At 69.0% G+C, this 24,846-nt stretch carries 24 protein-coding genes; 18 read left to right on the top strand and 6 right to left on the bottom strand.

Features of this window, described 5'->3' with window-relative positions; translation table 11 throughout:
• Positions 1–62: 62 nt before the first annotated feature.
• The 11 genes from murC to ACQPYY_RS23660 all read left to right on the top strand — a co-directional run bounded on the left by murC (position 63) and on the right by ACQPYY_RS23660 (position 12,128).
• Positions 63–1,508, top strand: a complete 1,446-nt coding sequence (gene murC / locus ACQPYY_RS23710) for a UDP-N-acetylmuramate--L-alanine ligase (RefSeq protein ID WP_379106658.1) — start codon at positions 63–65, stop codon at positions 1,506–1,508.
• A 6-nt stretch (positions 1,509–1,514) separates the two neighbouring features.
• The gene (locus ACQPYY_RS23705) at positions 1,515–2,387 is read left to right on the top strand and encodes a cell division protein FtsQ/DivIB (protein ID WP_433591034.1); all 873 of its coding nucleotides are present in this window, start codon (positions 1,515–1,517) and stop codon (positions 2,385–2,387) included.
• 322 nt (positions 2,388–2,709) lie between these two features.
• A complete protein-coding gene (ftsZ, locus tag ACQPYY_RS23700; RefSeq protein ID WP_379106466.1) occupies positions 2,710–3,975 on the top strand; it encodes a cell division protein FtsZ in 1,266 nt (421 codons plus the stop codon).
• A 125-nt stretch (positions 3,976–4,100) separates the two neighbouring features.
• The gene (gene pgeF / locus ACQPYY_RS23695) at positions 4,101–4,841 is read left to right on the top strand and encodes a peptidoglycan editing factor PgeF (RefSeq protein WP_433591033.1); all 741 of its coding nucleotides are present in this window, start codon (positions 4,101–4,103) and stop codon (positions 4,839–4,841) included.
• Positions 4,838–5,611 carry a YggS family pyridoxal phosphate-dependent enzyme gene (locus ACQPYY_RS23690; RefSeq protein ID WP_433591032.1) on the top strand — a complete coding sequence of 258 codons (774 nt, stop codon included), beginning with the start codon at positions 4,838–4,840 and terminating at the stop codon, positions 5,609–5,611. Before pgeF ends, ACQPYY_RS23690 begins: the two co-directional genes overlap by 4 nt.
• Before the next feature lie 104 nt (positions 5,612–5,715).
• Positions 5,716–6,510 (top strand): cell division protein SepF, encoded by a 795-nt coding sequence (locus tag ACQPYY_RS23685; protein WP_357287422.1) that lies wholly within the window; start codon positions 5,716–5,718, stop codon positions 6,508–6,510.
• Positions 6,511–6,736: 226 nt separating this feature from the next.
• The gene (locus ACQPYY_RS23680) at positions 6,737–7,039 is read left to right on the top strand and encodes a YggT family protein (protein WP_213560475.1); all 303 of its coding nucleotides are present in this window, start codon (positions 6,737–6,739) and stop codon (positions 7,037–7,039) included.
• A gap of 72 nt (positions 7,040–7,111) precedes the next feature.
• The gene (wag31, locus tag ACQPYY_RS23675; RefSeq protein ID WP_379106458.1) at positions 7,112–7,942 is read left to right on the top strand and encodes a DivIVA-like cell division protein Wag31; all 831 of its coding nucleotides are present in this window, start codon (positions 7,112–7,114) and stop codon (positions 7,940–7,942) included.
• Between the two features lie 126 nt (positions 7,943–8,068).
• Positions 8,069–8,275 (top strand): hypothetical protein, encoded by a 207-nt coding sequence (locus ACQPYY_RS23670; RefSeq protein WP_357287461.1) that lies wholly within the window; start codon positions 8,069–8,071, stop codon positions 8,273–8,275.
• 320 nt (positions 8,276–8,595) lie between these two features.
• Positions 8,596–11,775 carry an isoleucine--tRNA ligase gene (gene ileS / locus ACQPYY_RS23665; protein WP_433591031.1) on the top strand — a complete coding sequence of 1,060 codons (3,180 nt, stop codon included), beginning with the start codon at positions 8,596–8,598 and terminating at the stop codon, positions 11,773–11,775.
• Complete coding sequence (locus ACQPYY_RS23660; protein WP_433594717.1) at positions 11,772–12,128, top strand: type II toxin-antitoxin system prevent-host-death family antitoxin; 357 nt, start codon at positions 11,772–11,774, stop codon at positions 12,126–12,128. Before ileS ends, ACQPYY_RS23660 begins: the two co-directional genes overlap by 4 nt.
• Here ACQPYY_RS23660 and ACQPYY_RS23655 read toward each other — a convergent pair.
• Positions 12,069–12,647 (bottom strand): TetR/AcrR family transcriptional regulator, encoded by a 579-nt coding sequence (locus ACQPYY_RS23655; protein ID WP_433591030.1) that lies wholly within the window; start codon positions 12,645–12,647, stop codon positions 12,069–12,071. The genes ACQPYY_RS23660 and ACQPYY_RS23655 overlap by 60 nt on opposite strands.
• A gap of 132 nt (positions 12,648–12,779) precedes the next feature.
• Between ACQPYY_RS23655 and ACQPYY_RS23650 the strand changes: the two genes are divergently transcribed.
• A complete protein-coding gene (locus tag ACQPYY_RS23650; RefSeq protein WP_433591029.1) occupies positions 12,780–13,043 on the top strand; it encodes a hypothetical protein in 264 nt (87 codons plus the stop codon).
• Positions 13,044–13,289: 246 nt separating this feature from the next.
• On the top strand, positions 13,290–13,841 hold the full coding sequence (locus tag ACQPYY_RS23645) for an NlpC/P60 family protein (protein ID WP_379106447.1): 552 nt from the start codon (positions 13,290–13,292) through the stop codon (positions 13,839–13,841).
• 6 nt (positions 13,842–13,847) lie between these two features.
• Here ACQPYY_RS23645 and ACQPYY_RS23640 read toward each other — a convergent pair whose 3' ends face one another.
• Positions 13,848–14,261: an organic hydroperoxide resistance protein gene (locus ACQPYY_RS23640; RefSeq protein ID WP_433591028.1), complete on the bottom strand. Its 414-nt coding sequence runs from the start codon at positions 14,259–14,261 to the stop codon at positions 13,848–13,850.
• A gap of 112 nt (positions 14,262–14,373) precedes the next feature.
• On the opposite strand from ACQPYY_RS23640, the gene ACQPYY_RS23635 reads away from it, so the two are divergent.
• Positions 14,374–14,913, top strand: coding sequence for a TetR/AcrR family transcriptional regulator (locus ACQPYY_RS23635; RefSeq protein WP_433591027.1), 540 nt, complete (start codon positions 14,374–14,376; stop codon positions 14,911–14,913).
• Here ACQPYY_RS23635 and ACQPYY_RS23630 read toward each other — a convergent pair.
• On the bottom strand, positions 14,910–15,944 hold the full coding sequence (locus ACQPYY_RS23630; protein WP_433591026.1) for a hypothetical protein: 1,035 nt from the start codon (positions 15,942–15,944) through the stop codon (positions 14,910–14,912). The genes ACQPYY_RS23635 and ACQPYY_RS23630 overlap by 4 nt on opposite strands.
• A 55-nt stretch (positions 15,945–15,999) precedes the next feature.
• On the opposite strand from ACQPYY_RS23630, the gene ACQPYY_RS23625 reads away from it, so the two are divergent.
• On the top strand, positions 16,000–16,446 hold the full coding sequence (locus tag ACQPYY_RS23625) for a MarR family winged helix-turn-helix transcriptional regulator (protein WP_433591025.1): 447 nt from the start codon (positions 16,000–16,002) through the stop codon (positions 16,444–16,446).
• An 18-nt stretch (positions 16,447–16,464) separates the two neighbouring features.
• Here the strand turns inward: ACQPYY_RS23625 and ACQPYY_RS23620 are convergent, their stop codons facing one another.
• Together ACQPYY_RS23620 and ACQPYY_RS23615 are read right to left on the bottom strand one after the other, a co-directional pair.
• The gene (locus tag ACQPYY_RS23620) at positions 16,465–17,550 is read right to left on the bottom strand and encodes an alpha/beta hydrolase (RefSeq protein WP_433594716.1); all 1,086 of its coding nucleotides are present in this window, start codon (positions 17,548–17,550) and stop codon (positions 16,465–16,467) included.
• A gap of 196 nt (positions 17,551–17,746) precedes the next feature.
• Positions 17,747–18,625: a UTP--glucose-1-phosphate uridylyltransferase gene (locus ACQPYY_RS23615; RefSeq protein ID WP_357095085.1), complete on the bottom strand. Its 879-nt coding sequence runs from the start codon at positions 18,623–18,625 to the stop codon at positions 17,747–17,749.
• A gap of 230 nt (positions 18,626–18,855) precedes the next feature.
• Between ACQPYY_RS23615 and ACQPYY_RS23610 the strand changes: the two genes are divergently transcribed.
• The 3 genes from ACQPYY_RS23610 (at position 18,856) to ACQPYY_RS23600 (ending at position 24,245) form a co-directional block, all read left to right on the top strand.
• Positions 18,856–20,178 carry a DNA polymerase IV gene (locus ACQPYY_RS23610; RefSeq protein WP_433594715.1) on the top strand — a complete coding sequence of 441 codons (1,323 nt, stop codon included), beginning with the start codon at positions 18,856–18,858 and terminating at the stop codon, positions 20,176–20,178.
• A gap of 174 nt (positions 20,179–20,352) precedes the next feature.
• A complete protein-coding gene (locus ACQPYY_RS23605; protein WP_357287392.1) occupies positions 20,353–20,853 on the top strand; it encodes a hypothetical protein in 501 nt (166 codons plus the stop codon).
• Positions 20,854–20,945: 92 nt separating this feature from the next.
• On the top strand, positions 20,946–24,245 hold the full coding sequence (locus tag ACQPYY_RS23600; protein WP_433591024.1) for an arabinosyltransferase domain-containing protein: 3,300 nt from the start codon (positions 20,946–20,948) through the stop codon (positions 24,243–24,245).
• Between the two features lie 99 nt (positions 24,246–24,344).
• Here the strand turns inward: ACQPYY_RS23600 and ACQPYY_RS23595 are convergent, their stop codons facing one another.
• Positions 24,345–24,806 (bottom strand): VOC family protein, encoded by a 462-nt coding sequence (locus tag ACQPYY_RS23595; protein ID WP_433591023.1) that lies wholly within the window; start codon positions 24,804–24,806, stop codon positions 24,345–24,347.
• Between the last annotated feature and the right edge of the window lie 40 nt (positions 24,807–24,846).

Below are 24,846 nucleotides of genomic sequence, written 5' to 3'. Positions count from 1 at the left end.
ACAGTGATGTGGGTACCGCGGAAGCTCACACCGATCTACCCGAGCATCTGCGGCGCGTGCACATGATCGGCATCGGTGGTGCCGGTATGTCCGGTATCGCCCGAATTCTTCTGTCACGCGGCGGCATGGTGTCCGGTTCCGACGCCAAGGAGAGCCGCGGCGTGCTGGCCCTGCGGGCGCGCGGCGCGCAGGTGCGCATCGGCCACGACGCCTCGGCGCTGGACCTGCTGCCCGGCGGGCCCACCGCGGTGGTGACCACCTACGCCGCCATCCCCAAGACCAATCCCGAACTGGTGGAAGCCCATCGGCGCGGGGTGCCGGTGCTGCTGCGCCCGGCGGTGCTGGCCTCGCTCATGCAGGGGCACAAGACGCTGCTGGTGTCGGGCACCCACGGCAAGACCTCCACCACCTCCATGCTGGTGGTGGCATTGCAGCACTGCGGACTCGACCCGTCCTTCGCGGTCGGCGGCGAGCTCAACGAGGCGGGCACCAACGCCCACCACGGCACCGGCGGCATCTTCGTGGCCGAGGCCGACGAGAGCGACGGCTCGCTGCTGCAGTACGCCCCCGATGTCGCGGTAGTCACCAATATCGAATCCGACCACCTGGACTACTTCGGCACCGACGAGGCCTACGTGCAGGTCTTCGACGACTTCGTCGACCGGCTCGAATCGGGCGGCCGCCTGGTGGTGTGCCTGGACGACCCGGGCTCGCTGGGCCTGGCGCAGCGCTCGGCGGCCCGGCTGGCCGAGGACCCGCGCGGGATCCAGGTGATCGGTTACGGCTCGGGTGATTTCGCCGAGCTCGGGCTGACGGTCGGCGCGCGGTTGCTCTCGTGGGAGCCGCGCGACGTCGGCGGCGTCGCGGTGTTCCAGCTCTCCGACGAGTCCGCGCCGCGCACCCTGCGGCTGTCGGTGCCGGGCCGGCACATGGCGCTCAACGCGCTCGGCGCGCTGCTGGCCGCCCGTGCCACCGGCGCCGATCTGGGCGAAATCATCCAGGGGCTGGAGGGTTTCGGCGGTGTGCACCGCCGCTTCCAGCTCACCGGGCGCGAGAACGGCGTGCGCGTCTTCGACGACTACGCCCACCACCCGACCGAGGTGCGCGCGGTGCTCTCCGCGGCGGCCGAACTGGTCGCGCAGGAGGCGCGCGACGGCGCGCGGTCGCGGCCGGGGAGGGTGATCGTGGTGTTCCAGCCCCACTTGTACAGCCGCACCGCCACTTTCGCGACCGAGTTCGGGGCGGCGCTGTCGCTGGCCGACGAGGTCGTGGTGCTCGACGTGTACGGCGCGCGGGAGGAGCCGCTGCCGGGTGTGAACGGCGCGCTGGTCGCGAGCGCGGTCACCAAACCCGTGCACTATCAGCCGGATATGTCGCGGGTCGGTAAGCAGGTGGGCGCGCTGGCGCGGCCCGGCGACGTGGTGATCACCATGGGCGCGGGCGATGTGACCATGCTGGGCAGCCAGATTCTGGACGGGCTGCGCGCACGACCCTCGCACGGGCGGTGAGCGCCGATGGGCTCGGGTGGGGGAGAGCTGGAGCGGACGGTTCCGGCCGTGGACGACGCCTACGACACGGCCGCGGCCGATAGCGGCACGCGCGGTACCGATTCCGCCGAACCGGCCACCGGCGACACCGGGTCCGCCGAACGCGCGGCGGCCCGCCGGGCCCGGCTCAGACGCGGCCGGGAGCCGCGGGAGTCGCGGATCGCGATCGCCTGGCGGTCGCGCGGGGTGCGGATCGGGTTGCTCGCGGGTGCGGTGGCCCTGATCGCGCTCGGACTGGTCGCCTGGTTCACTCCCATGCTGTCGGTGCGCACGGTCGAGGTCGACGGACTGGCCGCGGTGCCGGAAGAGCAGGTGCGGCAAGCCTTGCAGGTGCCCGACGGCCTGTCCATCCTCCGGCTGGACACCGATGCCCTGGCCGAACAGGTCTCCCGGCTGCCCAAGGTCCGCTCGGTCCGGGTCCAGCGGGTCTTCCCGTCCACGGTCCGGGTGACGGTCACCGAGCGAACCCCGGTGCTGTATTTCGACAGTCCCGATGGCGCCCATCTGCTCGATTGCGACAGCGTGGAATTCGCCATCGAGCCGCCCGGCCTCGGAGTACCGAAACTGGTGACCGAGCATCCGGGCGGAACGGACCCGGTGACCAAGGCGGCGGTGGCGGTGATGGCCGCCATTCCGATTCCGCTGCGCGATCAGGTCGGCGTGGGAGCGGTTGTGGCCCGCTCGGTTTCGGATATTGCCCTGGAGTTGCGTGACGGTCGCACGGTGCTGTGGGGCGGAACCGTGGATTCCTCGCGCAAGGCCGCGGTGGTCGGACCCCTGCTTTCCCAGCCGGGCAAGGTATTCGATGTTTCGAGTCCGAATCTGGTCACGGTAAAGTGAGCGATACCCATTGGGCCGCCGAAATTTTCGGTGGTTTGCCGGAAGGGCACCGTCGGTCCCGATCCAGGACCGAAGGGCAACCGTCCACGATACGATGCTCGGGTGGGTCGGACGAGGCGAATCACACAAGATTCTGACACTCGTTTCGGCGCGCCTGCGCCCGTAACGCGGTGGCTGCGAATACCGTTCGGCACCAGTCGGATACTTGACATAACGCTGAAGCTATGGTTGAGGGTTTATCGGACCGAGACCATTGCGTCGTTATATGTCGAGTAACCGAAGACGACACAAGCTGTTTCAGATCGAAGGAAGGCGAGAGCCCATGACGCCCCCGCACAACTACCTTGCTGTGATCAAGGTCGTCGGTATCGGCGGCGGCGGCGTGAACGCCGTCAACCGGATGATCGAGCAGGGACTCAAGGGAGTCGAGTTCATCGCGGTCAACACCGACGCGCAGGCGTTGTTGATGTCGGACGCCGATGTGAAACTCGATGTCGGCCGTGAACTCACCCGCGGTCTCGGCGCCGGCGCCGATCCGGAGGTCGGCCGCAAGGCCGCCGAGGACCACAAGGACGAGATCGAGGAAGTCCTCAAGGGCGCCGACATGGTCTTCGTGACCGCCGGCGAGGGCGGCGGCACGGGCACCGGCGGCGCGCCCGTGGTGGCCTCCATCGCCCGCAAGCTCGGCGCGCTCACCATCGGTGTCGTCACCCGGCCCTTCTCGTTCGAGGGCAAGCGCCGCAGCAACCAGGCCGAGGCCGGCATCCAGGCCCTGCGCGAGTCCTGCGACACCCTCATCGTCATCCCCAACGACCGCCTGCTGCAGCTCGGCGACGCCGCGGTGAGCCTGATGGACGCCTTCCGCTCCGCGGACGAAGTGCTGCTCAACGGTGTTCAGGGCATCACCGACCTGATCACCACCCCGGGTCTGATCAATGTCGACTTCGCCGACGTCAAGTCGGTCATGTCCGGCGCGGGCTCGGCGCTCATGGGCATCGGCTCCGCGCGCGGCGAGGGCCGCTCGGTGAAGGCGGCCGAGGCGGCGATCAACTCACCGCTGCTGGAAGCCAGCATGGACGGCGCGCACGGCGTACTGCTCTCCATCGCGGGCGGCTCGGATCTGGGCCTGTTCGAGATCAACGAGGCCGCCTCGCTGGTGCAGGAGGCCGCGCACATCGAGGCCAACATCATCTTCGGAACGGTGATCGACGATTCGCTCGGCGACGAGGTCCGGGTCACGGTGATCGCCGCCGGCTTCGACGGCAGCGGGCCCGCCCGCCGCATCGAACCCGCGGTCAGCCGGTTCCCCGGCACCCAGTCGAGCACCTCGACCGCGAGCGCCAGCGCCGGAAGCGTCAGCCGCAGTACCGAATACACCCCGGCCCGCGCGGTCGAGCCCGCCCCGGCCGCGCGCCCGGAGCCCGCGCCCGTCGCGCAGCCGATCGCCGAGCGCGGTCCGGCCCCGTCCTACAGCGCGCCCCGGCCCGTGGTGGACCCGACGGTGGCGAGCAACAACCGCGGCCACATCCAGCCGCCGGACGCCGACGACTACGAGGTCGACGTGCCGGACTTCATGCGCCGCGGCTGACACCGGCCGCTGTCACGGAACGCGATTCGAACGCGCCCGCCCGAGAGGGTGGGCGCGTTCGTGTTTCCGGCCGCAGACGCTGTCTGATTCCGGGTTGCCCCGCAGTGGCTACTACCCTCGGTGGCATGACTTCAGCGGCACCTGTTTTCCGGACCAGACGGGTTGTGACGACGCGGGCGGGCGGATTCTCGCAAGCGCCCTACGACTCGTTCAATCTGGGCGACCACGTCGGTGATGATCCGGAGGCGGTGCGGCGCAATCGGGTTCGGCTCGCGGAGAGCATCGGGCTGACGCCGGACCGGCTGGTGTGGATGGAGCAGATCCACGGCCGCGCCGTCGAGATCGTGGACGGTCCGCGCACCGAGCCGGTACCCGCCACGGACGCTCTGGTCACCACCCAGCGAAACCTGGCGCTGGTGGTGCTCACCGCCGACTGCGTGCCGATCCTGTTGTCCGACGACGAGGCCGGGGTGATCGCGGCCGTGCACGCGGGCCGGATCGGCGCCCGCATCGGGATCGTGCCGCGGGTGCTCGAGGCCATGGTGTCGGTCGGCGCGAAGCCGGAGCGGATCGGGGCCTTCCTCGGCCCGGCCGCCAGCGGCCGCCAGTACGAGGTGCCCGCGGCCATGCGCGCCGATGTCGAGGCGCATCTGCCGGGCAGCGCGACCACCACCGCCAAGGGCACGCCCGGCCTGGATCTGCGCGCCGGCATCCGGCGGCAACTGGAGGCCGCCGGTGTCGGCGCCGTCGCGATGGACCCGCGATGCACCATCGAGGACAAGACCTTGTTCTCCCACCGCCGCGACGCGCCGACAGGCCGACTCGCCGGTGTGATTTGGATGTCACCCGAGGGGGTTTCAGAATGACCGAAAGTTTCACCGCCGCAGCGGGATCCGATGCGGCGCACGTCACGTCCGGCGGAGGTCGCGTCGCCGAGCTCGAAACCGCCCTGTCGGCACTCATCGAGCGAATCGACGCAGCGTGCACGGCCGCGGGCCGCGAACCCGGGTCGGTGCGGCTGCTGCCGGTGACCAAGTTCTTCCCCGCCTCGGATATCGAGATCCTCTATGACCTGGGCCGCCGGGAGTTCGGGGAATCCCGCGAACAGGAGGCCGCGGGCAAGGTGGCGCAGCTGGGACACCTCTCCCAGGTCCGGTGGGAGTTCATCGGACGGCTCCAGCGCAACAAGGCGAAAGCCGTTGCACGCTGGGCGGATACGGTCTACTCGGTGGACAGCGAGCGGCTCGCGAGCGCGCTCGACGCCGGTGCACGGGTCGCGCTGGACGAGGGCGCGCGTTCGGCCCCCTTGCGCGTGCTGCTGCAGGTGTCCCTGGACGCCGATCCGGCCCGCGGCGGCGTCCGCGACGACGCGCTGCGCGCGCTCGCCGATCAGGTCGCGGCGTCGGAATCGCTGCAGCTCGCGGGCCTGATGGCGATCCCGCCGCTGGATGTGGAGCCCGACGCGGCCTTCGAGCAACTGGCCCGCATCCACTCTGTATTAACGATTGTTCACCCTGATGCGAAAGAACTGTCGGCGGGCATGTCCGGCGACTTGGAGTCGGCCATCCGCCACGGCAGTACGTGCGTGCGTGTCGGTACTGCGCTTATGGGCGCGCGACCGATAACCTCGGCGTAGCAAAGAAACCTCACCAGTCACATTTGAAACATATGCTTGGTGACAGACGAGGACTGAGCAGGACAACACCCCAGGCCAACCGGGGCCGAAGGAAGGTCGACCAGATGAGCACGCTGCACAAGTTCAAGGCGTACTTCGGGATGGTTCCGCTCGAGGATTACGAAGACGATTACGTCGACGACCGCGGAGCCGCCCGGAGCGCCGATGAGCGTGGCCAGCGTCGTCCCCGGCCCTACGCCGAACGCGAGCGTGACTACGACCGATACGGCGAGGACCGTTACGACGACGAGCCGGCCTACGAGCCGTCGTACAAGGCCCCCTACAAGCCGGCCTACAGCACCTCCCGTCGCGACGACTACGCCGACGAGCTGCGTGAGCGCGAGCGTGATCACCGCGAGCGCGACCGCTACGACGCCGACGCCCGCTACGACGCCCCGCGTCGCCCCACCCGCATCGACACCGCGCCGTCCAGCCGCACCCGGTCCATGGGCGGCGGTGCGAGCACCCGCGGCGCGCTGGCGATGGACACCGACGCCGAGCGGCGCATCGAGGAGCTGCGGGAGCAGGAGCGCCGCATCGAGGCGGCCCGCCGTCCCCAGATCTTCGAGGACGGAGGCACCTTGTCCAAGATCACCACGCTGCGCCCGCGCACCTACGCCGAGGCCGCCATCATCGGTGAGCGCTTCCGCGACGGCACCCCGGTGATCATGGACCTGGTCGAGATGAGCAACTCCGACGCCCGCCGCCTGGTGGACTTCGCCGCCGGTCTGGCCTTCGCCCTGCGTGGCTCATTCGACAAGGTGGCCACCAAGGTGTTCTTGCTCTCGCCCGCCGACGTCGACGTCTCCGCCGAGGAACGCCGCCGCATCGCCGAGAACGGCTTCTACAACCAGAAGTAACCAGCTGCCGCTGCCGTGGGGAACGGCGGCGTCAGCCGGTGCCGGCGCACACCGCGCCGAACACGCACGGCGGCAGCGCAACGCGCCGCGTACACGGGGGTTGCGACCGAGGGTCGCGGGGGGATCATGGGGGAGTCTTGCGGCCATGCCGCGTCAACACCGGATGTGACCGGCACGATCCGTGTTTCTGTTTTGCCGATGACGGTTTGTCGGGCAGAGTGGTGCGGTGGCCTTGTTCCAGGTGTTGAACCTCCTGCTGTTCCTCTTCTGGCTGCTGCTGATCAGCCGAGTCATCGTCGAGTTCATCCGCAGCTTCGCGCGCGACTGGCGGCCGACCGGCTTCGTCGTGGTCATCCTCGAGGTGATCTTCACGATCACCGACCCCCCGGTGAAACTTCTGAGGCGTTTGATACCCCCAGTGAATCTTGGGGGAATTCGGCTCGATCTGTCGATTATGGTCCTGCTGTTTATCGTGTTCATCCTCATGTCGATCACGGGCCAGATAGGGCAGTCGGTAGCTCAGGTGTGACAGAATGAGCCGAAAGAATGCTTGCCCAGATCTACCGCTAGATCTCCATACGAAGCGTGAAGGGATCGTTCCATGCCGCTGACCCCCGCCGATGTTCATAACGTCGCGTTCAGCAAACCGCCGATCGGGAAGCGCGGCTACAACGAGGATGAAGTCGACGCCTTCCTCGACCTGGTCGAGCAGGAGCTCTCACGCCTCATCGAGGAGAACGCGGATCTTCGCCAGCGCGTTGCCGAACTGGACGCGGAACTGTCCGACGCCAAGAAGAACCGCGGCCCCGCGGTCCAGCCGGTGAAGGCCCCGGTCGCGCCGGAGCCCATCAAGGCCGCCCCGCCGGTGCCCCCGGCCCCCATGCCGGCCCCGGCCCCGGTCGCCGCCGTCAAGGCCGAGGCACCCTCCGCGGACGCCAATCTGCAGGCCGCCAAGGTGCTTTCGCTGGCCCAGGAGATGGCCGACCGCCTCACCTCGGACGCCAAGACCGAGGCCGAGTCGCTGCTGGCCAACGCCAGAGGCAACTCCGAGCGCCTGGTCAGCGACGCTCGCACCCGCTCGGAGGCGATGATCGCCGACGCGCGCCAGAAGGCCGAGGCCATGCTGTCCGACGCGCAGACCCGCTCGGATTCCCAGCTGCGCCAGGCCAAGGAGAAGGCCGACGCCCTGCAGGCCGACGCCGAGCGCAAGCACACCGAGATCATGGCCACCATCACCCAGCAGCGCAGCGTGCTGGAGAGCCGCATCGAGCAGCTCAAGACCTTCGAGCGCGAGTACCGCGTGCGCCTGAAGTCCTACCTGGAATCGCAGCTGGAGGAGCTGGAGAACCGTGGTTCGGCGGTCCCGGTCGACGGTGGCGAATTCGGTCAGGATGCCTCCGGCAACGGCGCACTCCTCAAGGGCAGCAAGTAAAGTCGTAACTACGGCCAGCGTTGCCGGGCCGCTCCGGGTGACCGTCCGGGCGATCCGGCCTCGCCGCCAACCTTTCGAGTCCTCCGATGGCCCGCGCCGTCGAAGCCCAACGAGGGGGTGGTGCACTTGCTCGCAGTGACACTCGGGCTCGCCGCTGTCGGTTTCGGCCTGCTGGTGACCGCACTGACCACCGGTTCGGTGATCTGGGCATGGGGCTGCATCATCGTGTGCGTGATCGGCGCGGTGCTGCTGCTCGTCAGTGCGTTGTCGCTGCGGTCCGATGACGAGGACGCGTCCTCGCCGCCACCGGGCGGACGGCACGCCAGGCATTAGCGGCTCACACGATTCGCTTCGGGGCGGGTCCGGGGAATAACCCCTGGGCCCGCCCCGCTAGTATGGAGACAGCACCACGGCGTCGATCCGGCCATCACCGGGGAGCCTTCGGAAGAACGGCGGGACCTGCTCCGAGCGGGTATCGCCCACTAGAACCGAACGGGTGAGCCCGTCACAGCTCGCAACGAGAGGCTCGGTCTCGCAAGGGTTTTCACAGACCCGCGGTCCGGGCAAGCGGGGTGGTACCGCGGTTACGGCGCGCCGAGCGCCGGGATCGTCCCCGTGCCCACGACGCAGGCACGAGGAGACGAGAGGCCGCCATGGCGGACGACAGCAGCACCCGAAGCGCATACCCCCGCGCGGACCTGAGCCGGACCACCGGGCAGGTCTCCTTCCCCGAGCTGGAGCAGCGGGTCCTGGACTACTGGGCCGCCGACGACACCTTCCGTGCCAGCATCGAGAACCGTTCCGAGGCAGAGGAATTCGTCTTCTACGACGGCCCGCCCTTCGCCAATGGGTTGCCGCACTACGGTCATCTGCTGACCGGATACGTGAAGGATTTGATCCCGCGTTTCCAAACCATGCGCGGTAAGAAGGTCGAACGGCGTTTCGGCTGGGATACTCACGGCCTGCCCGCGGAAATCGAAGCGGAGAAGCAGCTCGGTATCACGGACAAATCACAGATCGATGCCATGGGCCTCGCGGAATTCAATGCCGCGTGTAAATCCTCGGTCTTGCGCTACACGAACGAATGGCGTAACTACGTCACCCGCCAGGCGCGCTGGGTCGACTTCGACAACGACTACAAAACCCTCGACCTCGACTTCATGGAGTCGGTCATGTGGGCGTTCAAGTCGCTGTACGACAAGGGCCTGGTCTATCAGGGCTTCCGGGTGCTGCCCTACAGCTGGTACGAGCAGACCCCGCTGTCCAACCAGGAGGCGCGCCTCGACGACTCCTACCGGATGCGCCAGGACCCGGCGGTCACCGTCGACATGGTGCTGCGGGTTCCGGCCGACCACCCGCTGCACGGCCTCGACGGCGCCAACGCGCTGATCTGGACCACCACGCCGTGGACGCTGCCGTCCAACCTCGCCATCGCCGTGCACCCGGACGTCACCTACGCGCACGTGCAGGGCAAGGACGGCAAGCGGTATGTGGTTGCCGCCGAGCGGGTGTCGCACTACACCCGTGAGTTCGGTGAGGAGCCGCAGGTGCTGTCGGAGCACTCGGGCGCCGCGCTCGAGGGCCTGAACTACCTGCCGCCCTTCGACTTCTTCCTCGGCCACCCGCGCGCGCACCGCGTGCTCAACGCGGACTACGTCACCACCGACTCCGGCACCGGCATCGTGCACCTGGCTCCCGCCTTCGGTGAGGAGGACATGGATGTCGCCTCCGCCAACGGGATCGACATCGTGCAGCCGCTCGACGCGGGCGGCAAGTTCACCTCCATGGTGCCGCCGTACGAGGGCCTGATGGTCTTCGACGCCAACCCGGTCATCATCAAGGACCTCAAGGCCGCCGGAAAGCTGTTGCGGCACGAGACCATCGAGCACTCCTACCCGCACAGCTGGCGCTCGGGCCAGCCGCTGATCTACATGGCGGTGCCGTCCTGGTTCGTGGCGGTCACCAAGTTCCGCGATCGCATGGTGGAGCTCAACAAGGAGATCACCTGGGTCCCGGAGCACATCCGCGACGGCCAGTTCGGCAAGTGGCTGGAGAACGCGCGCGACTGGAACATCAGCCGTAACCGCTACTGGGGCGCGCCGATCCCGGTGTGGATCTCCGACGACCCGGCGTACCCGCGCGTGGACGTGTACGGCTCGCTCGACGCGCTCGAGCGGGACTTCGGCGTGCGCCCGGACGACCTGCACCGGCCCATGATCGACGAGCTGGTGCGGCCGAATCCCGATGACCCGACCGGGAAGTCGATGATGCGGCGCACCCCCGAGGTCCTCGACTGCTGGTTCGAGTCGGGTTCCATGCCCTACGCGCAGGTGCACTACCCGTTCGAGAACAAGGAGTGGTTCGAGGGCACCTCGACCGAGTCCATTGACGGCGCCACCGTCGCCGCTCCGCACAGCCCCGGCGACTTCATCGTCGAATACAACGGCCAGACCCGCGGCTGGTTCTACAACCTGCACGTGCTCTCGACCGCGCTGTTCGACCGCCCGGCGTTCAAGTCCGTTGTGGCGCACGGCATCGTGCTCGGCGACGACGGCCTGAAGATGTCGAAGTCCAAGGGCAACTACCCCGACGTCAACGAGGTCTTCGACCGCGACGGCTCCGACGCCATGCGATGGTTCCTCATGGCGTCCCCGGTGCTGCGCGGCGGCAACCTGATCGTCACCGAGCGCGGTATCCGCGAGGGCGTCAGCCAGGCGCTGCGCCCGCTGTGGAACGCGTGGACCTTCCTGCAGTTGTACGCCTCGCAGCCCGGCACCTGGCGCACCGACTCGGAGAACGTGCTCGACCGGTACATCCTGGCCAAGTTGGCGGCGACCCGCGACGTCATGACCGACGCGCTCGAGGTCTACGACATCGCCACCGCCTGCGACGAGCTGCGCACCTTCGCCGACGCGCTCACCAATTGGTATGTGCGCCGGTCGCGTTCGCGCTTCTGGGAGGAGGACCGCGACGCCATCGACACCCTGCACACCGTGCTCGAGGTGACGACCCGGCTCGCGGCCCCGCTGCTGCCGCTCATCTCCGAGGTGATCTACCGCGGCCTCACCGGGGAGCGTTCGGTGCACCTGGCCGACTGGCCCGCGGCCGACGTCCTGCCGCACGACGCCGAACTGGTGTCGGCCATGGACGAGGTCCGCACCGCCTGCTCCACGGTGCTGAGCCTGCGCAAGGCCCAGAACCTGCGGGTGCGCCTGCCGCTCTCGGAGGTCACCGTCGCCGCCGCCGACGCGGAACGCCTGCGCCCCTTCGTGGATCTGATCGCCGACGAGGTCAATGTCAAGAAGGTCGACCTCACCGCGGACGTGGCCGCCCACGGCCGCTTCGAACTGGTCGTCAACGCTCGCGCCGCCGGTCCGCGCATCGGCAAGGACGTCCAGACGGTGATCAAGGCCGTCAAGGCGGGGGAGTGGACCGAGGCCGCCGACGGCACCGTGACCGCCGCCGGAATCGCCCTGCTCCCCGAGGAATACACCCAGCGCCTGGTCGCCGCCGAGCCCGAGTCCACCGCCGCCCTGCCCGGCAATGCCGGTCTGGTGGTGCTGAATTCGGTGGTCACCGAGGAACTCGAGGCCGAGGGCTGGGCCCGCGACCTCATCCGCGACCTCCAGGAAACCCGCAAGTCCCTCGGCCTGGACGTCTCCGACCGCATCACCGTGGTCCTCGACGTCCCGGCGGACCGCCTCGCCTGGGCCGAAACCCACCGCGACCTGATCGCGGGCGAGATCCTGGCCACCACACTGACTTTCGGCGCGGCCCCCGCGGACGCGTCCGAGATCGTCGGCGGCGTCAAGGTCTCGATCACCAAGGCCTGACCGAGTTCACCCGACAGCGGCGCGGACCTTCGGGTCCGTGCCGCTGTCGTATCGGTGCGCTGTCGTGTCGCGCCGATCCGCGTCCCGGCGGCCCCCGAACGATCAAACATGGAGCACGCGAACAGATACGGCCGGACGACCTGCGAAACCGGCTCGAGGCGATCGTGCGTGGTGTGGCAGCCGCAGGTGGGGAAGCGATCATCACCGACGGCGGCAGCGAGATGGCGGTCATCATCTCGGTCGCCTGCTACGAGCGACTCCACGAGCACGCCGACACCGTTGATGCCGTGCGTCTAGTTTCGGGGCCGCAAGCCCTCGAGGACGGGACCGACCAGGGTCGGGACGTCGAGTAGTTCGCCGGCGCCGAGGAGGAAGCGCAGGTACACCGGGCCGTAGAGCATGTTGGTCATGGTCAGGAGGGGGAGGTCGTCGCGAATCTGCCCGGCGCGCATGGCGGTTTCGAGTCGGCGGCCGGCCATGCGAACGCGGGGCTCGATGAACGTCTCGCGGACCATCTGGAGGAGCTTCGGGTCGTTCTGGGCTTCGGCGATGACACCGCGGTAGACGCAGCCGGCGTCGCCGGCGAGCATGCGCGACAGGGCGGTGATCTGGGTGGTCAGGTCGGCGGCGATGTCGCCGGTGTCGGGAAAGTCGGTGGCGGAGCCGACCTGGTCGTTGATGGCCTCGAGGGCGATCGCGCCCTTGGAGGGCCACCAGCGGTAGATGGTCTGCTTGCCGACGCCGGCATGGGAGGCGATGGCCTCGATGGTGAGTTTCCCGTAGCCGTTGCGCACGGCGAGTTCGAAGGTGGCGTCGAGGATCGCCTGATGCGACTTGGCGCTGCGCAGTTCGGGGTTGGGCGGCTGGGGCATGGGTCCAGCATACCGCCAAACGAGACGGTACGTCTCGTCTTGACAGGGTGTGGGCGGCGGGCTAACTTACTTCATGAGACGAGACGGACCGTCTCGCCAGAGAAATGGGAACACGGTCGCTAGGAGCGAACAATGACCACCATCACCACCCCCGCCGCTGTCACCGCCACCCCCGCCGCCATGCCGTCGGTGCACCGGCGCGCGCTGATCACCTGGCTGGCCGTGTACCCGACCATCACCCTCGCACTGGCCCTGCTCGGCCCGGAGATGGGCGGGCTGCCGGTCTTCGTGAAGACGCTGATCCTGACCGTGATCGTGGTTCCGGTCTCGGCGTACCTGCTGGTTCCGCTGTTGATGAAGGCCAACCAGCGGCTGGCGGTGTGGGCGCGGCGCTGACTCGGCCGCTTCGTGAGACTCCAGCAAACATGGAGCGCCTCCCCGATCGGGGAGGCGCTCTTTTTGTTATGTGGGGTCTGAATCGGTTGACCAGGAGTTTCTTCGGGATGGGCACCGGCGGCTCGAGACACGCCAGCCGTGGTTCCCTTGTGGCTGCTGTTGCGGGTGCGATAGAACGGCTATCAGCTAGCTAACAGACCTTGTTCCCAGCTGTTTCCGCGGTACCACCGATGAAGGGGCGCCCCTATGGCTCGCAAGCGGCTCGGCAGGCTCAGAACCTTGGCCACGACGGTGGCCGCGATGGCGATGACAGGGGCGATGTGGGCGGGCGCCGCGCACGCCGACACCGGGTCGGGGGGCTCGGGCTCCGCGTCCGGATCCTCCTCCGGCAGCGGGACCGGATCGTTCTCCGGAAGCGCCAGCGGCTCGGCGCAATTGCCGATCGCGAGCCCGCGGGCCATGGCCGCGCTCGCGCTGGCCGGCACCCAGACCGGCAAGCCCTACGAGTGGGGCGGTACCGGTCCGGACGCCTGGGACTGCTCGGGATTGGTGCAGTGGGCCTTCCGCAGCGTCGGCATCAATCTGCCGCGCACCACCTGGCAGCAGGCCGAGGTCGGCCTCGAGGTGCCGTTCGGGGCGCTGCAGCCCGGGGATGTGCTGATCCTCAACGATGACGCCTCCCACGAAGGGATCTACGCGGGCGGCGGCAACGTCTTGAACGCGTACAACTGGGGTGTGCCCGTCGGATTGACGCCCTTGAGCGAGTTCGACATCTACACCATTCGACGATTCTTCTGAATCGCCTCAGTCGACAACCAGTTCCACGGGGATGTTGCCCCGGGTGGCCTTGGAGTACGGGCACACCTGGTGAGCGGCCTCGACCAGCGCGTGGCCCTGCTCGTTCTGCAGTTCCTCGGGCAGTTCCACGTGCAGCACCACGGAGATGCCGAAGCCGGTCTCGTCGTCCTTGTTCAGGGTGACGTCGGCGGTCACCGAGGTGTCGCCGAGCTTCACGCCCTGGCTGCGGGCCACCGCCTGCAGCGCGCCGGCGAAGCAGGCCGAGTAGCCCATGGCGAAGAGCTGCTCGGGGTTGGTGCCGTCACCGCTGCCGCCCGCCTCCTTGGGCTGGGCGAGCTTGAGGTCGAGGTAGCCGTCGGAGCTGACCGAGCGGCCCTCGCGGCCGACGGAGGTGGCGGATGAGGTGAAGAGTGCGGGCATTGATATCTCCTAGACAGACTTGTCTGTTCACGTCCGAGTCCCAGGGTAGACAGATCTGTCTGCTATCGTCAATACATAGCCCCGATCAGGGAGAAGGAGAGCAGGTCAAGCCATGAGCGAAGCCCGCGAGCGCCTGCTGGACACCGCGACCCGGCTGTTCTACGCCGAGGGGATCCACACGGTCGGCATCGACCGGATCATCGCCGAGGCCGGGATCGCGAAGGCCACCTTCTACCGGCACTTCAAGACCAAGGAAGATCTGGTCGTCGCCTACCTGATCCGCGAATACGGCCGCCAGCGCGAGACCTTGGAGGCCATCCCCGGCTCGGGCGCGGAGTCCATCGTCGGCATCTTCGAGCGGCTCGGTGAGCTCAGCCGCGGCCCGGGGTTCCGGGGCTGCCCGTTTCTCAATGCCGCCGTGGAGTTCCCGAACTCCGACCACGCCGTGCGCAAGGTCGTCGACGAGTACCGCGCCTGGTTCCGCGACCTGATGGCCCAGCGCCTGCGCGCCGCCGGTCACCCGCAGGTCGAGGACGCCGCCCGCGCCCTGCTGCTGACCCGCGACGGCGTGACCATCAGCGGGGGAGTGGGCGACGCGGAGACGGTCCGGGTGGGCATCCGGACCGCCTTGTCGCAGTGGGGTATTCGCTAGACCCCGACGGCCTCCTCCATCTCTTCCTCGGCGGCGTCGTCCGCGGCGGGCTCGGGCGCGGCGGGCTTCGGCGCGGCCTGCCGCTTCTCGGCGAGGCCCGCGGCGGCCATGAGCGCCACGCCCGCGGCCAGCCACAGCGCCAGGCTCGCCATCCGGCTGCCCAGTCCGATGCCGTCGAAGTAGAGCAGACTGCGCGCGCCCTCCACGAACCCCGCGCCGTTCCAGAACCGGTGCAGCGTGCCGAAGAAGTCGTTCTGCAGCCACGGGCTGTAGACGCCGCCGGAGCTGGTGAAGTTCAGCATCACGAACAGCACCATCATGGCCAGGGTGGTCCAGCGCTTCAGGAAGGTGTGCAGGCCGATGCCGATGCTCAGGATGCCCGCCGAGTACAGCCACGACATGCCCCAGATCGCGCCCAGATCGTGGTCGACGATGTGGAAGACCGGGCCCGCGAGCGCCAGGCCGATCAGGCTCACCAGCAGCGAGGTGATCAGGCCGATGATCCCGCGCTGCCACAGCGGCAGGCCCGCGCCCGCGGCGCTGATGGCGGCCACGCTGCCGTAGGAGCCGATGCTCAGCGCGACCAGCAGGAAGAAGATGCCCTGCGCGGTGGGGTCGCCGGAGCTGGGGGTGGTGACGTCGGTGACGGTGAGCGGCGTGTTCTGCAGGCCGGCGACCTGCCCGAACACGGCCTCGGCGGCCATGGCGGTGGTGTCGGATCCGGCCCTGGCGACGAGTAGTTCGGGCTTCTCGCGGTCGGGGACGTACGCCCCGGCCAGATCGCGGTGGCGCAGCTTGTCGACGGCGTCGTCGCGGGTGGGCACGGTGATCACGTCGAGGGCGTTGCCGCCCTTGTCCTTCAGCGATTGGGCCAGCACCTTGACCTGCGCGTTGTCGCCGACCACGGCTACCGCCAGGTGGTTGGGCTGGGGCTGGTGGAACGCGCCCAGGTAGGCCAGGCCCATGCCGAGGCACATGAGCAGCGGGGTGAGCAGGTGGACGGCGACGTGCCGGATCTGTTGGGTGGCCATGAAGTCTTCTCCAATAGTTGGTAAATACAACCAAGTGAGGTTGTAGTCTACAACTATGAAGAGTGAATCCGCATTCCCCGCCCGCGCCGATGCGATCGAGGTCATACAGCGCGAGCTCACCGCCTTCGCCCGCCGCGCCCGTGGCCGGGCCAGCGAACTACACCCGGAGCTGTCGCTGGTGGCCTCCAGCATCCTGGACCTGGTGATCGAGCGGAACGGCTGCCTGGCCGCCGATCTCGCCGGTCACTTCCACCTCGACAAATCCACGGTCAGCCGCCAGGTGGCCGCCCTCGAACGCGACGGCTACCTGGAACGTGAAGTGGATCCGACGAACCGCCGCAACCTGGTCCTGCACGCCACCGCCGAGGGCCGCCGGGCGGCGCGCGCGGCGGCCCGCAGCCGCGCCGCCGCCTTCACCGAACGCTTCCAGGACTGGGACGACGCCGATGTGGAGCGGCTGGCGGAATACCTGGTGCGCTACAACGCCGCCGACGCGGGCTAGGCCCGAACCCGGCCCGGCTCAGTTGGTTCCGTCGGAGCGCTCGGTCTCGGGCGCCCATTCCTCGTCGGGCAGGCCCATGCCCTTGGCCAGCACCGGCCACGAGGCGCGCAGCGCGTCCTGCCAATAACCCCACGAGTGCGTGCCCGCCTGGGTGATGTCGAAGGTCGCGGGAATGCTCATGTCCCGCAGCCGCGCCCGCAGGTTGCGCGCGCACCAGTCGCTGGCCGCCTCCAGGATGCCGCCCACCAGGATCTGCTGCGGCAGACCGCCGTCGGCCGGGCCCAGGCTGCGCACATCGGCCACATTGTCGTGCTTGCCGGGCAGGCCGCTGCCGTTGGAGACATAGATCTCCATGCCGCGCAGGGCCTCCGCGTGCACGTACGGGTCGTTGGCGGCCCACTCCGGATCGTCCATCGGCCCGTACATGTTCACCGGATTGCCGCCGCCGATACTGATCACCAGGTTCGCGAACTTCTGCCCGACCGGATCGGAGATCTGCGCGCACCCGCTGTAGGCGGCGACCGCGCGGTACAGGCCCGGCGCGGCGATGGCCAACTGCAGCACCGAGGTGCCCGACATGGACATGCCCGCGATGGCGTGCGTGCCGTCGGTGCCGAGCGCCGCGTCCACCAGCGGCGGCAGTTCCTCGGTGAGGAAGGTCTTCCACATGGGCTGTCCCAGTTTGGGATCAGCGCTGCGCCAGTCCGTGTAGTAGGTGAACGCGCCGCCGATGGGCATCACCACGTTCACGTTCTTGTCCATGAAGAACTGGGTGGCGTCGGTATTGCGCTTCCAGGTCGCGGTGTCCTGGCCGCCGCCCGCGCCGTTGAGCATGTACAACACCGGCCGGGGTCGCGAGGGATCGGCGGGCCGCTGCACCTCCACGGTGATGTCGGCGTCCATGGCGGCCGAGTGCACCAGCAGGGTGAGGTTGCGCGCGTCGTGGATCTCGAAGCTCTCGATCGTCGATCCGTCCTCGGACACCGTTGTCGCCGCGAGTGCGGCGCTGCTGGTTATCGGGTCGGGAGGGGCGGCGAAGGCCGGGCCCGCGGGCACGACCGTGGTGAACGTAGTGACAAGGGAACAACTTGCCGCCGCGAGCAGTGCTGCCCGAGTGCCCAATCCGCCTAGCAAAACCGACCTTCGATCCACAGGGTGTCCCGACCCATGCGCATGATCGCCGACTCGTGCCCCAATGTTTCAGGTTTCGACAATATCGGGGTCGGCGTGCTTGTGGCACACGGCACTTGTGCGCCGGGCTATGCGGATCCGCTGTGGTTCAGCGCGTGTCGCGGTTCTCCTACTCGGCGACCAGGCCGCGCAGCAGTGGACCGTACTCCGGGTGCGCCAGCGCGGAGGCGAATTGCGCGGTCAGGTAGTCGGCCGGGTTGCCGGTGTCGTACCAGCGACCCCGGATCACCTGGCCGTACACCGGGTTCTCGGCGGCGAAGATATTGATGGCGTCGGTCAGGTACACCTCGCCGGTGCGGTGGGTGTACCAGTGGTCGACCTGGCGGCGCAGCTCGGCGATGATGCCGGGCGTGACCACGTAGCCGCCGATGGCGGCGAACTCGGACGGCGCGTCGGCCGGCTTGGGCTTCTCCTTGAGGCCGCTGATCCGCATCAGGCCGTTGCCCTCGGTCTCCTCGACCACCGGCACGCCGTAGCGCGAGGATTCGGCCGGGTCCATCGGCATCAGGGCCAGTACGGGCGCGCCGGTCTTGGCGTAGGCGTCGACGAGCTGCTGGGCGCGCGGCACCTCGGCGACGAAGACGTCGTCGGGCCACAGCACCAGCATGGGCTCGTCGCCCAGGTGGCGGGCGGCGTTCAGCACCGGCGTGCCGTTGCCGTAGGGACCGTGCTGGTCCAGGTAGGTGATGTGGCCGGCCCGGGCCAGCTCGCCGACCTCCTCGACCGCGTCGGCGTAGGCGGTCTTGCCGTCGGCGCGCAGCTGCGCGACCAGCGCCGGATTGGGGCGGAAGTGGTCCTGGATCAACGACTTTCCACCGCTGACCACGATGGTGATGTCGGTGATACCGGAGGCCACGAGTTCGCGGACGGTGTGCTCGATGACCGGCTTGTCGCCCACCGGGAGCATTTCCTTCGGGATCGCCTTGGTCAACGGCAGCAGGCGCGAGCCGATGCCCGCAGCGGGAATCACGGCCTTGCGAATCGTCATGGACGAATTCTCACACAGGTTCCTGCTCGTACCTGTCGGTAGCCGCTTGTAGATTTCCCTGTGTGACCACCTCCGCCGACCCCGCGAACCCGGGCATCGTGCCTGGTGAGGCCGGTTGTGCTGGGGTGTCGGCGCCGGGCGGCGGCGCGGTGCGGGCCGTGGCGGATTCACGGCAACCCCTCAGCCCCGCCGGAGGCCGGGGCCAGCGGCGCTGGGTGCTGCACATCGATATGGACGCCTTCTTCGCCTCGGTCGAACAGCTCACCCGACCGACCCTGCGCGGACGGCCGGTGCTGGTCGGCGGCATGGGCGGGCGCGGCGTGGTGGCCGGGGCCAGTTACGAGGCGCGGGTGTTCGGCGCGCGGTCGGCCATGCCCATGCATCAGGCGCGTCGGCTGGTCGGCGCGTCGGCGGTGGTGATACCACCGCGCGGGGCGGTGTACGGGGAACTCAGCCGGCAGGTGTTCGAGGCATTGCGGTCGCGGATCCCGGTGCTGGAGACGCTGTCGTTCGACGAGGCGTTCGGGGAACCGGCGGAACTGGCGGGGGCGACGCCGGAGCGGGTGCTCGAATTCTGCGAGGAGCTGCGGACGGCGGTCCGCGAACGCACCGGACTGGTGGCCTCGGTCGGGGCGGGCAGCGGCAAACAGCTCGCCAAGATCGCCTCCGGCCTGGCCAAACCCGATGGGGTGCGGGTGATTCCGGCGGTCGAGCAGGACGGCTTCCTGTCCGCGCTGCCGGTGCGCAGACTGTGGGGGATCGGGCCGGTGGCCGAGAGTCGTTTGCGCTCCTTGGGAATCGAGACGGTGGGGGCGCTGGCGGCGCTGCCGGAATCGGAGGCGGCCTCGATCCTGGGCGGCAGCATCGGGGTGGCGCTGCACCGGCTGGCACGCGGGATCGACGACCGCCCGGTGGCCGAGCGCGCCGAGGCCAAGCAGATCAGCGCCGAAACCACCTACGAGACCGACATTCTCACCCTCGCCCAGCTGCGCCCGGCCATCGACGCCATGGCGGCCTCGGCGCACCGGCGGCTGAGCAGAGACGGGCGGGCGGCGCGCACGGTGGTGCTCAAACTGAAGAAGACCGATATGAGCATCGTGACCCGATCCTCCACACTGCCCTACGCCACCGAGGACCTGGTCACGCTGACCGCGGCCGCGCAGCGCTCGGCCCTGGACCCGGCCGAGATCGGTGCGATTCGTTTGGTGGGCGTGGGTTTCGCCGGGCTGTCGGAGATCCGGCAGGAATCGCTGTTCCCGGAACTGGATCAGACGGTGGACGCCGACGCGGTCGCCGAGGAGCAGACGCCGGCCCTGCCCGGCGGCCCGGATCCGCTGGTACCACCCGCAACTCGCTCCTTCGCGATCGGAACCTGGTATCCGGGACTGGATGTCGAGCACCCGGAATTCGGCCACGGCTGGGTGCAGGGCGCGGGGCACGGGGTGGTGACGGTCCGCTTCGAGACCCGTTCCACCGGACCGGGTCCCACACGCACCTTCGGCGCCGCGGATCCGGCTCTCACCAGGGCGGATCCGCTGGGCAGCCTGCGCTGACGGCGTTAAGACCCGAATGCGCGAATTATGAGGATTCGGCCTGAAAATGCCGCGCCACCACCCTCGGAGGCGGTTTCCGCGACCGGGCGTTGGTAGTGTCGCCAGTCGGGCAGCCCGCCGCGGGTGTAGCTGTCACTTGTCGAACGGACCTACTCGAACGCAAAGGACGAGCAGTTGAAGCTTCAGAAGACTGGACGCATCGCGGTCGCCACGCTGGCTGTCGTGACCGTACTCGGGCTGTCGGCGTGTGGCAGCGGTGACAAGAAGGAGACCAAGCCCACCAAGGCCACCACCTCCAAGGTCACCGGCGCGCAGAACAACTACCCGCCGGCCCCGTCCGCGGCGGACCTGAATGCCGAGCTGCAGAAGGCGCTGGATCCGAACATTCCGGATTCGCAGAAGCTGGACATGATGCAGGGCGCGCAGGCCGACCCGGCCCTGCCCGGCCGCCTCACCGAGGCCTACCGCCAGAACAACGCCACCATCACCGTCACCAACGTGACCGACCTCGGCAACGGCACCCTCACCGCCGACGCCCAGTTCGCCGTCAACGGTGGCACGCCGCAGCAGGCCGTCGTGCCGTTCGTGGCCGAGGACGGCAAGTGGAAGGTCCAGAAGGACTGGGTCTGCAACGCCCTCTCGCTGGTCAACCAGACCTCCCCGGCCTGCGGCTAGTCGTCGGGGACGGACCCGGCTTCCCCTGATGGAATGCCGGGTTCGTCCTCTTCTTGGCGGTCGATGATGAGGACCGCTTAGGATCTGCGGTCGTGACGGACGTGTTGGAGAAGGCGGGGCCGGATGCCGCCGGGAGTGCTGGTGCCGAACCCGAGAGACGGACTCGAGGGGGCTGGGCGCGCCCTGTCGCCCTGATCGCCGGCCTGATCGCGGTGCTCGCGGCGCTGGCGGTGCCGTTCCTGCCGGTGCGTGTGGACCACACCACTCTGACCTGGCCTCAGGGCAATTCGACGCAAAGCATCGAAGCCCCGCTGATCACGTACGCGCCGCAGAGCTTCGACGCCACCATCCCCTGCGCCGCCGTGGCCCAGCTGGGCGCCAAGGGCGGCACGCTGGCCGCCACCGGACCCCACGGCGCGCCGGACCTCGAGAAGTACGGATTCGTGGCCCGCGTCACCGCGGCGACCACCGCCGACGGCGTCACCACGCCCGGCAAGCTGGAAGCGATCCTGCACCACAAGACGCTGCTCAGCGTGCCCGTGGACCAGCTCGGCGCGGGCTGCGCGCTCACCGTCCACTCGGACTTCACCTCCTCCACCGCGACGCTGACCGGTTCCTCGGTCGAGCCGGTCACCCTCGACGGTGACTACCGGCCGCAGCTGGTCGGGATCTTCAGCGATCTGACCGTCTCCGACGGCGCGAAGGTCACCGCGGCGGTGGACAGCCGCTTCACCTCCACCCCGGGCCCGCTCAAGCGGATCGCCATCTGGACGGCCATCGTCGGCACCCTCGTCGCGCTGGGCGCCCTGTTCCGGTTGGACCGCCTCGACGGCCGTCGCAGCCGCCGCTTCCTGCCCGCGCACTGGTGGACGTTCAAGCCGGTCGACGCCGTGGTGCTGGGCACGCTGGTGCTGTGGCACTTCATCGGCGCCACCACCTCCGACGACGGCTACCAGTTCGGCATGGGCCGCGCGTCCCTGCACGCCGGGTACATGGCCAACTACTTCGGCTACTTCGGTGTTCCCGAAACCCCGGTCGGCACACCGTATTACGACCTGATCGGCCATATGGCGCAGGTCAGTCCGGCGAGCGTGTGGATGCGCCTGCCCGCGCTGGTCGCGGGCGTGCTGATCTGGCTGGTGCTCAGCCGCGAGGTGATCCCGCGCCTGGGCGCGCGGGTGCGCCGCGACCGGATCGCGGTGTGGACCGGGGCGCTGGGCTTCCTGGCCGTGTGGCTGGCCTACAACAACGGCCTGCGACCGGAACCGCTGGTGGCGCTCGGTGTGCTGCTCACCTGGGTGTCGGTGGAGCGGGCCATCGCGACCGGACGGTTGCTGCCCTACGGCATCGCCGTCACCATCGGCGCGTTCACCTGTACCGTCGGCCCGTCCGGCATCATCTGTTTTGCTCCGCTGCTGGCGGGCATCCGGCCGATCTGGCGGATTCTCAACCGGCGCGCAACGGAATTGGGTAAGCCGACCCCGCCCGACGCGAGTGCGCTCACCATCCTGAAGGCCCGCTTCGGCGCGTACCTGTCGCTGGCCGCTCCGGTGGCCGCGGCCGGCGCCGTGGTGCTGGCGGTCATGTTCTGCGATCAGCCGCTGGCCTCGATGTTCGAGATGAGCCGGGTGCACACCGCGGTCGGCCCGGATGTGCACTGGGACGGCGAATACATTCGCTACCAGTACCTTTTCATGCCCACCATCGACGGCTCGCTGGCCCGGCGCTTCGGCATGTTCGTGTTCTGGATCGGCCTGGCGGTGTGCGCGGCGGTGCTGCTGCGCAAGGGCGGCCGGATCCCGTTCACCGCCTCGGGCCCCGCCCGGCGCGTGCTGGGCACGGGCGTCGGCGTCATCCTGCTGATGATGCTGACCCCCACCAAGTGGACCCACCACAACGGCATCTACGCCGGACTGGCCGGTGTGGTCGCGGTGCTCACCGCGGTCGCGGTCGGCCCCAAGGTGATGCGCTCGCCGCGCAACCGGGCGCTGTTCGCCGCGGTGGTGGCGTTCGCGCTGGCCGCGGCGTTCGCCAGCATCAACGGCTGGTGGTACGTGTCGAACTGGTCGATCTCCTGGAACGACAAGCCGGTGGTGCTGGCCGGGTTCCTGGTCTCCAAGATCTTCCTGGGCATCGCGCTGGCGCTGCTCGCGCTCGCCGGCTGGTTCCATGTGCGCGCGCCCGAAAAGCCGGGCCCGCACCGGATCTCGAAGCTGGGCTGGCGTTTCGTCGCCATCCCGCCGCTCACCGTCGCGGCCGCGTTCATGGTCGTGTTCGAGGTGGCCATGCTCGCCAAGGGCGCGGTCGTGCAGTACCCGGCGTACTCGCTGGCCCGCTCGAATATCGATGCGGTGCTGGGCAAGCCGTGCGGCCTGGCTCGCGACGTGCGGGTGGAGGAGCAGCCCAACGCGGGCATGCTGGCGCCGCTGACCGGCGACCCGCACAGCGCCTTCGGCGCCGAGGCCACCGGCTTCACGCCCCAGGGCGTCGCCACCGATCTGCGCCCCGACGACGACCTCGACACCGGCGGCAGCGTCGCCAGCGCGGTCAGCGGGCGCAGCAGCGGCACGACCGACGGAACCACCACCGCGCCACTGCCTTTCGGCCTGGATGCGAGCACCCCGGTGCTGGGCAGCTACAACAGCTCCGAGGCGATCTCCACCCTGACCACCGGCTGGTACCCGCTGCCCGCGGCCGAGAACCGCTCCGGCATCATCGCGATCGCCGCCGCGGGCCGCATCCGCTCGGTCGACCAGGACGGCATCGTGACCCCCGGCCAGTCGGTCGAGGTCGAATACGGTGTGCCCGGCGCCGACGGTGTGCCCGTCGCGCAGGGCCGGGTGACGCCGATCGATATCGGTCCCGCCCCGACCTGGCGCAACCTGCGGACGCCGTTGAGCGAGATCCCGGCCGCCGCCACCGCGATTCGCGTGGTCGCCACCGATCGCGACAGCGACCCCAAGCAGTGGGTGGCGCTCACCCCGCCGCGCATCCCGCACACGGTGACGTTGCAGGAGTACGTCGGCAGCAGCAAGCCGGTACTGCTGGATTGGGAAGTGGGCCTGCAGTTCCCGTGCCAGCGGCCCTTCGATCACCTCGACGGCATCGCCGAGGTGCCCGAGTACCGCATCCTGCCCGACCGCGGCGGCGCGGCGATGACCACGCTGTGGCAGAGCCACGACGGCGGCGGCGCGCTGGGCTGGAGCTCGATGCTCCTGCGCCCGGTCACCATCGCCACCTTCCTGGACAACGACCCGCGCCGGGACTGGGGCGAGCTGCAGCGGTTCGAGCGCATCGACAGTTCCGCGCAGACCGCCAAGCCGTCGGTGACCGTCGAGAGTCACCCGGGACTGTGGAATCCCGGGCCGATCAATGTGACCGGCTGGCAGTGACTCCGGCCCCCACGCAGTGACCGCGACCGCACCCGCTTCCCGACGGAAGCGGGTGCGGTGTCGTTTTCGGGGGCTCGGCCCTGGCGGTTTCGGCGGGACTCAGCCCTGCATGGCCGCCATGCGCCTGGCCATCTCCTCCGGATCCACGTCCTCGACGTGCAGGGCGAGGGTCCAGCGGTGCCCCCACGGATCCTCGATGCCGGAGGTGCGGTCGCCGTAGAACTGATTCTCCGGGGCCTGGAGCTCCTGCGCGCCCGCGGACAGGGCGGCGGCATGGGCGGCGTCCACGTCGTCGACGTAGACATAAAGGTTGACCGGCGTGCCGCCGACCGTGCGGGGATCCAGGAACCCCATGGCCGGGGCCGGGTCACCGAGCATGATCACCGAAGAGCCGAACTGCATTTCGCAGTGCGCGATGGTGCCGTCCGGGCCGGGCATGCGGAAACGCTCGTCGGCGCCGAACACGTGCTTGTAGAAATCGATCGCCCGGGCGGCGCCATTGCAGGCGAGCGAGGGACACACGGTGGGATAGCCGTCGGGAATGGGTGAGACATCGGACATCGGAAACCTCCCGTCGAGGTTGTTGTCGGACGCGTCCAAG

The sequence above is a fragment of the Nocardia sp. CA-145437 genome, from assembly GCF_050956485.1.
Classification (GTDB): Bacteria; Actinomycetota; Actinomycetes; order Mycobacteriales; family Mycobacteriaceae; genus Nocardia.
Note: the sequence above shows the minus strand (reverse complement) of the source record. Positions and strands in the feature narration are given on the sequence as shown.

Excerpts from the sequence above, each read along its gene's own strand:
- murC (WP_379106658.1), top strand. The coding sequence starts at position 63 with ATGATCGGCATCGGTGGTGCCGGTATGTCCGGTATCGCCCGAATTCTT.
- ACQPYY_RS23705 (WP_433591034.1), top strand. The coding sequence starts at position 1,515 with ATGGGCTCGGGTGGGGGAGAGCTGGAGCGGACGGTTCCGGCCGTGGAC.
- ftsZ (WP_379106466.1), top strand. The coding sequence starts at position 2,710 with ATGACGCCCCCGCACAACTACCTTGCTGTGATCAAGGTCGTCGGTATC.
- pgeF (WP_433591033.1), top strand. The coding sequence starts at position 4,101 with ATGACTTCAGCGGCACCTGTTTTCCGGACCAGACGGGTTGTGACGACG.
- ACQPYY_RS23690 (WP_433591032.1), top strand. The coding sequence starts at position 4,838 with ATGACCGAAAGTTTCACCGCCGCAGCGGGATCCGATGCGGCGCACGTC.
- ACQPYY_RS23685 (WP_357287422.1), top strand. The coding sequence starts at position 5,716 with ATGAGCACGCTGCACAAGTTCAAGGCGTACTTCGGGATGGTTCCGCTC.
- wag31 (WP_379106458.1), top strand. The coding sequence starts at position 7,112 with ATGCCGCTGACCCCCGCCGATGTTCATAACGTCGCGTTCAGCAAACCG.
- ileS (WP_433591031.1), top strand. The coding sequence starts at position 8,596 with ATGGCGGACGACAGCAGCACCCGAAGCGCATACCCCCGCGCGGACCTG.
- ACQPYY_RS23655 (WP_433591030.1), bottom strand. The coding sequence starts at position 12,647 with ATGCCCCAGCCGCCCAACCCCGAACTGCGCAGCGCCAAGTCGCATCAG.
- ACQPYY_RS23650 (WP_433591029.1), top strand. The coding sequence starts at position 12,780 with ATGACCACCATCACCACCCCCGCCGCTGTCACCGCCACCCCCGCCGCC.
- ACQPYY_RS23645 (WP_379106447.1), top strand. The coding sequence starts at position 13,290 with ATGGCTCGCAAGCGGCTCGGCAGGCTCAGAACCTTGGCCACGACGGTG.
- ACQPYY_RS23640 (WP_433591028.1), bottom strand. The coding sequence starts at position 14,261 with ATGCCCGCACTCTTCACCTCATCCGCCACCTCCGTCGGCCGCGAGGGC.
- ACQPYY_RS23635 (WP_433591027.1), top strand. The coding sequence starts at position 14,374 with ATGAGCGAAGCCCGCGAGCGCCTGCTGGACACCGCGACCCGGCTGTTC.
- ACQPYY_RS23630 (WP_433591026.1), bottom strand. The coding sequence starts at position 15,944 with ATGGCCACCCAACAGATCCGGCACGTCGCCGTCCACCTGCTCACCCCG.
- ACQPYY_RS23625 (WP_433591025.1), top strand. The coding sequence starts at position 16,000 with ATGAAGAGTGAATCCGCATTCCCCGCCCGCGCCGATGCGATCGAGGTC.
- ACQPYY_RS23615 (WP_357095085.1), bottom strand. The coding sequence starts at position 18,625 with ATGACGATTCGCAAGGCCGTGATTCCCGCTGCGGGCATCGGCTCGCGC.
- ACQPYY_RS23610 (WP_433594715.1), top strand. The coding sequence starts at position 18,856 with ATGGACGCCTTCTTCGCCTCGGTCGAACAGCTCACCCGACCGACCCTG.
- ACQPYY_RS23595 (WP_433591023.1), bottom strand. The coding sequence starts at position 24,806 with ATGTCCGATGTCTCACCCATTCCCGACGGCTATCCCACCGTGTGTCCC.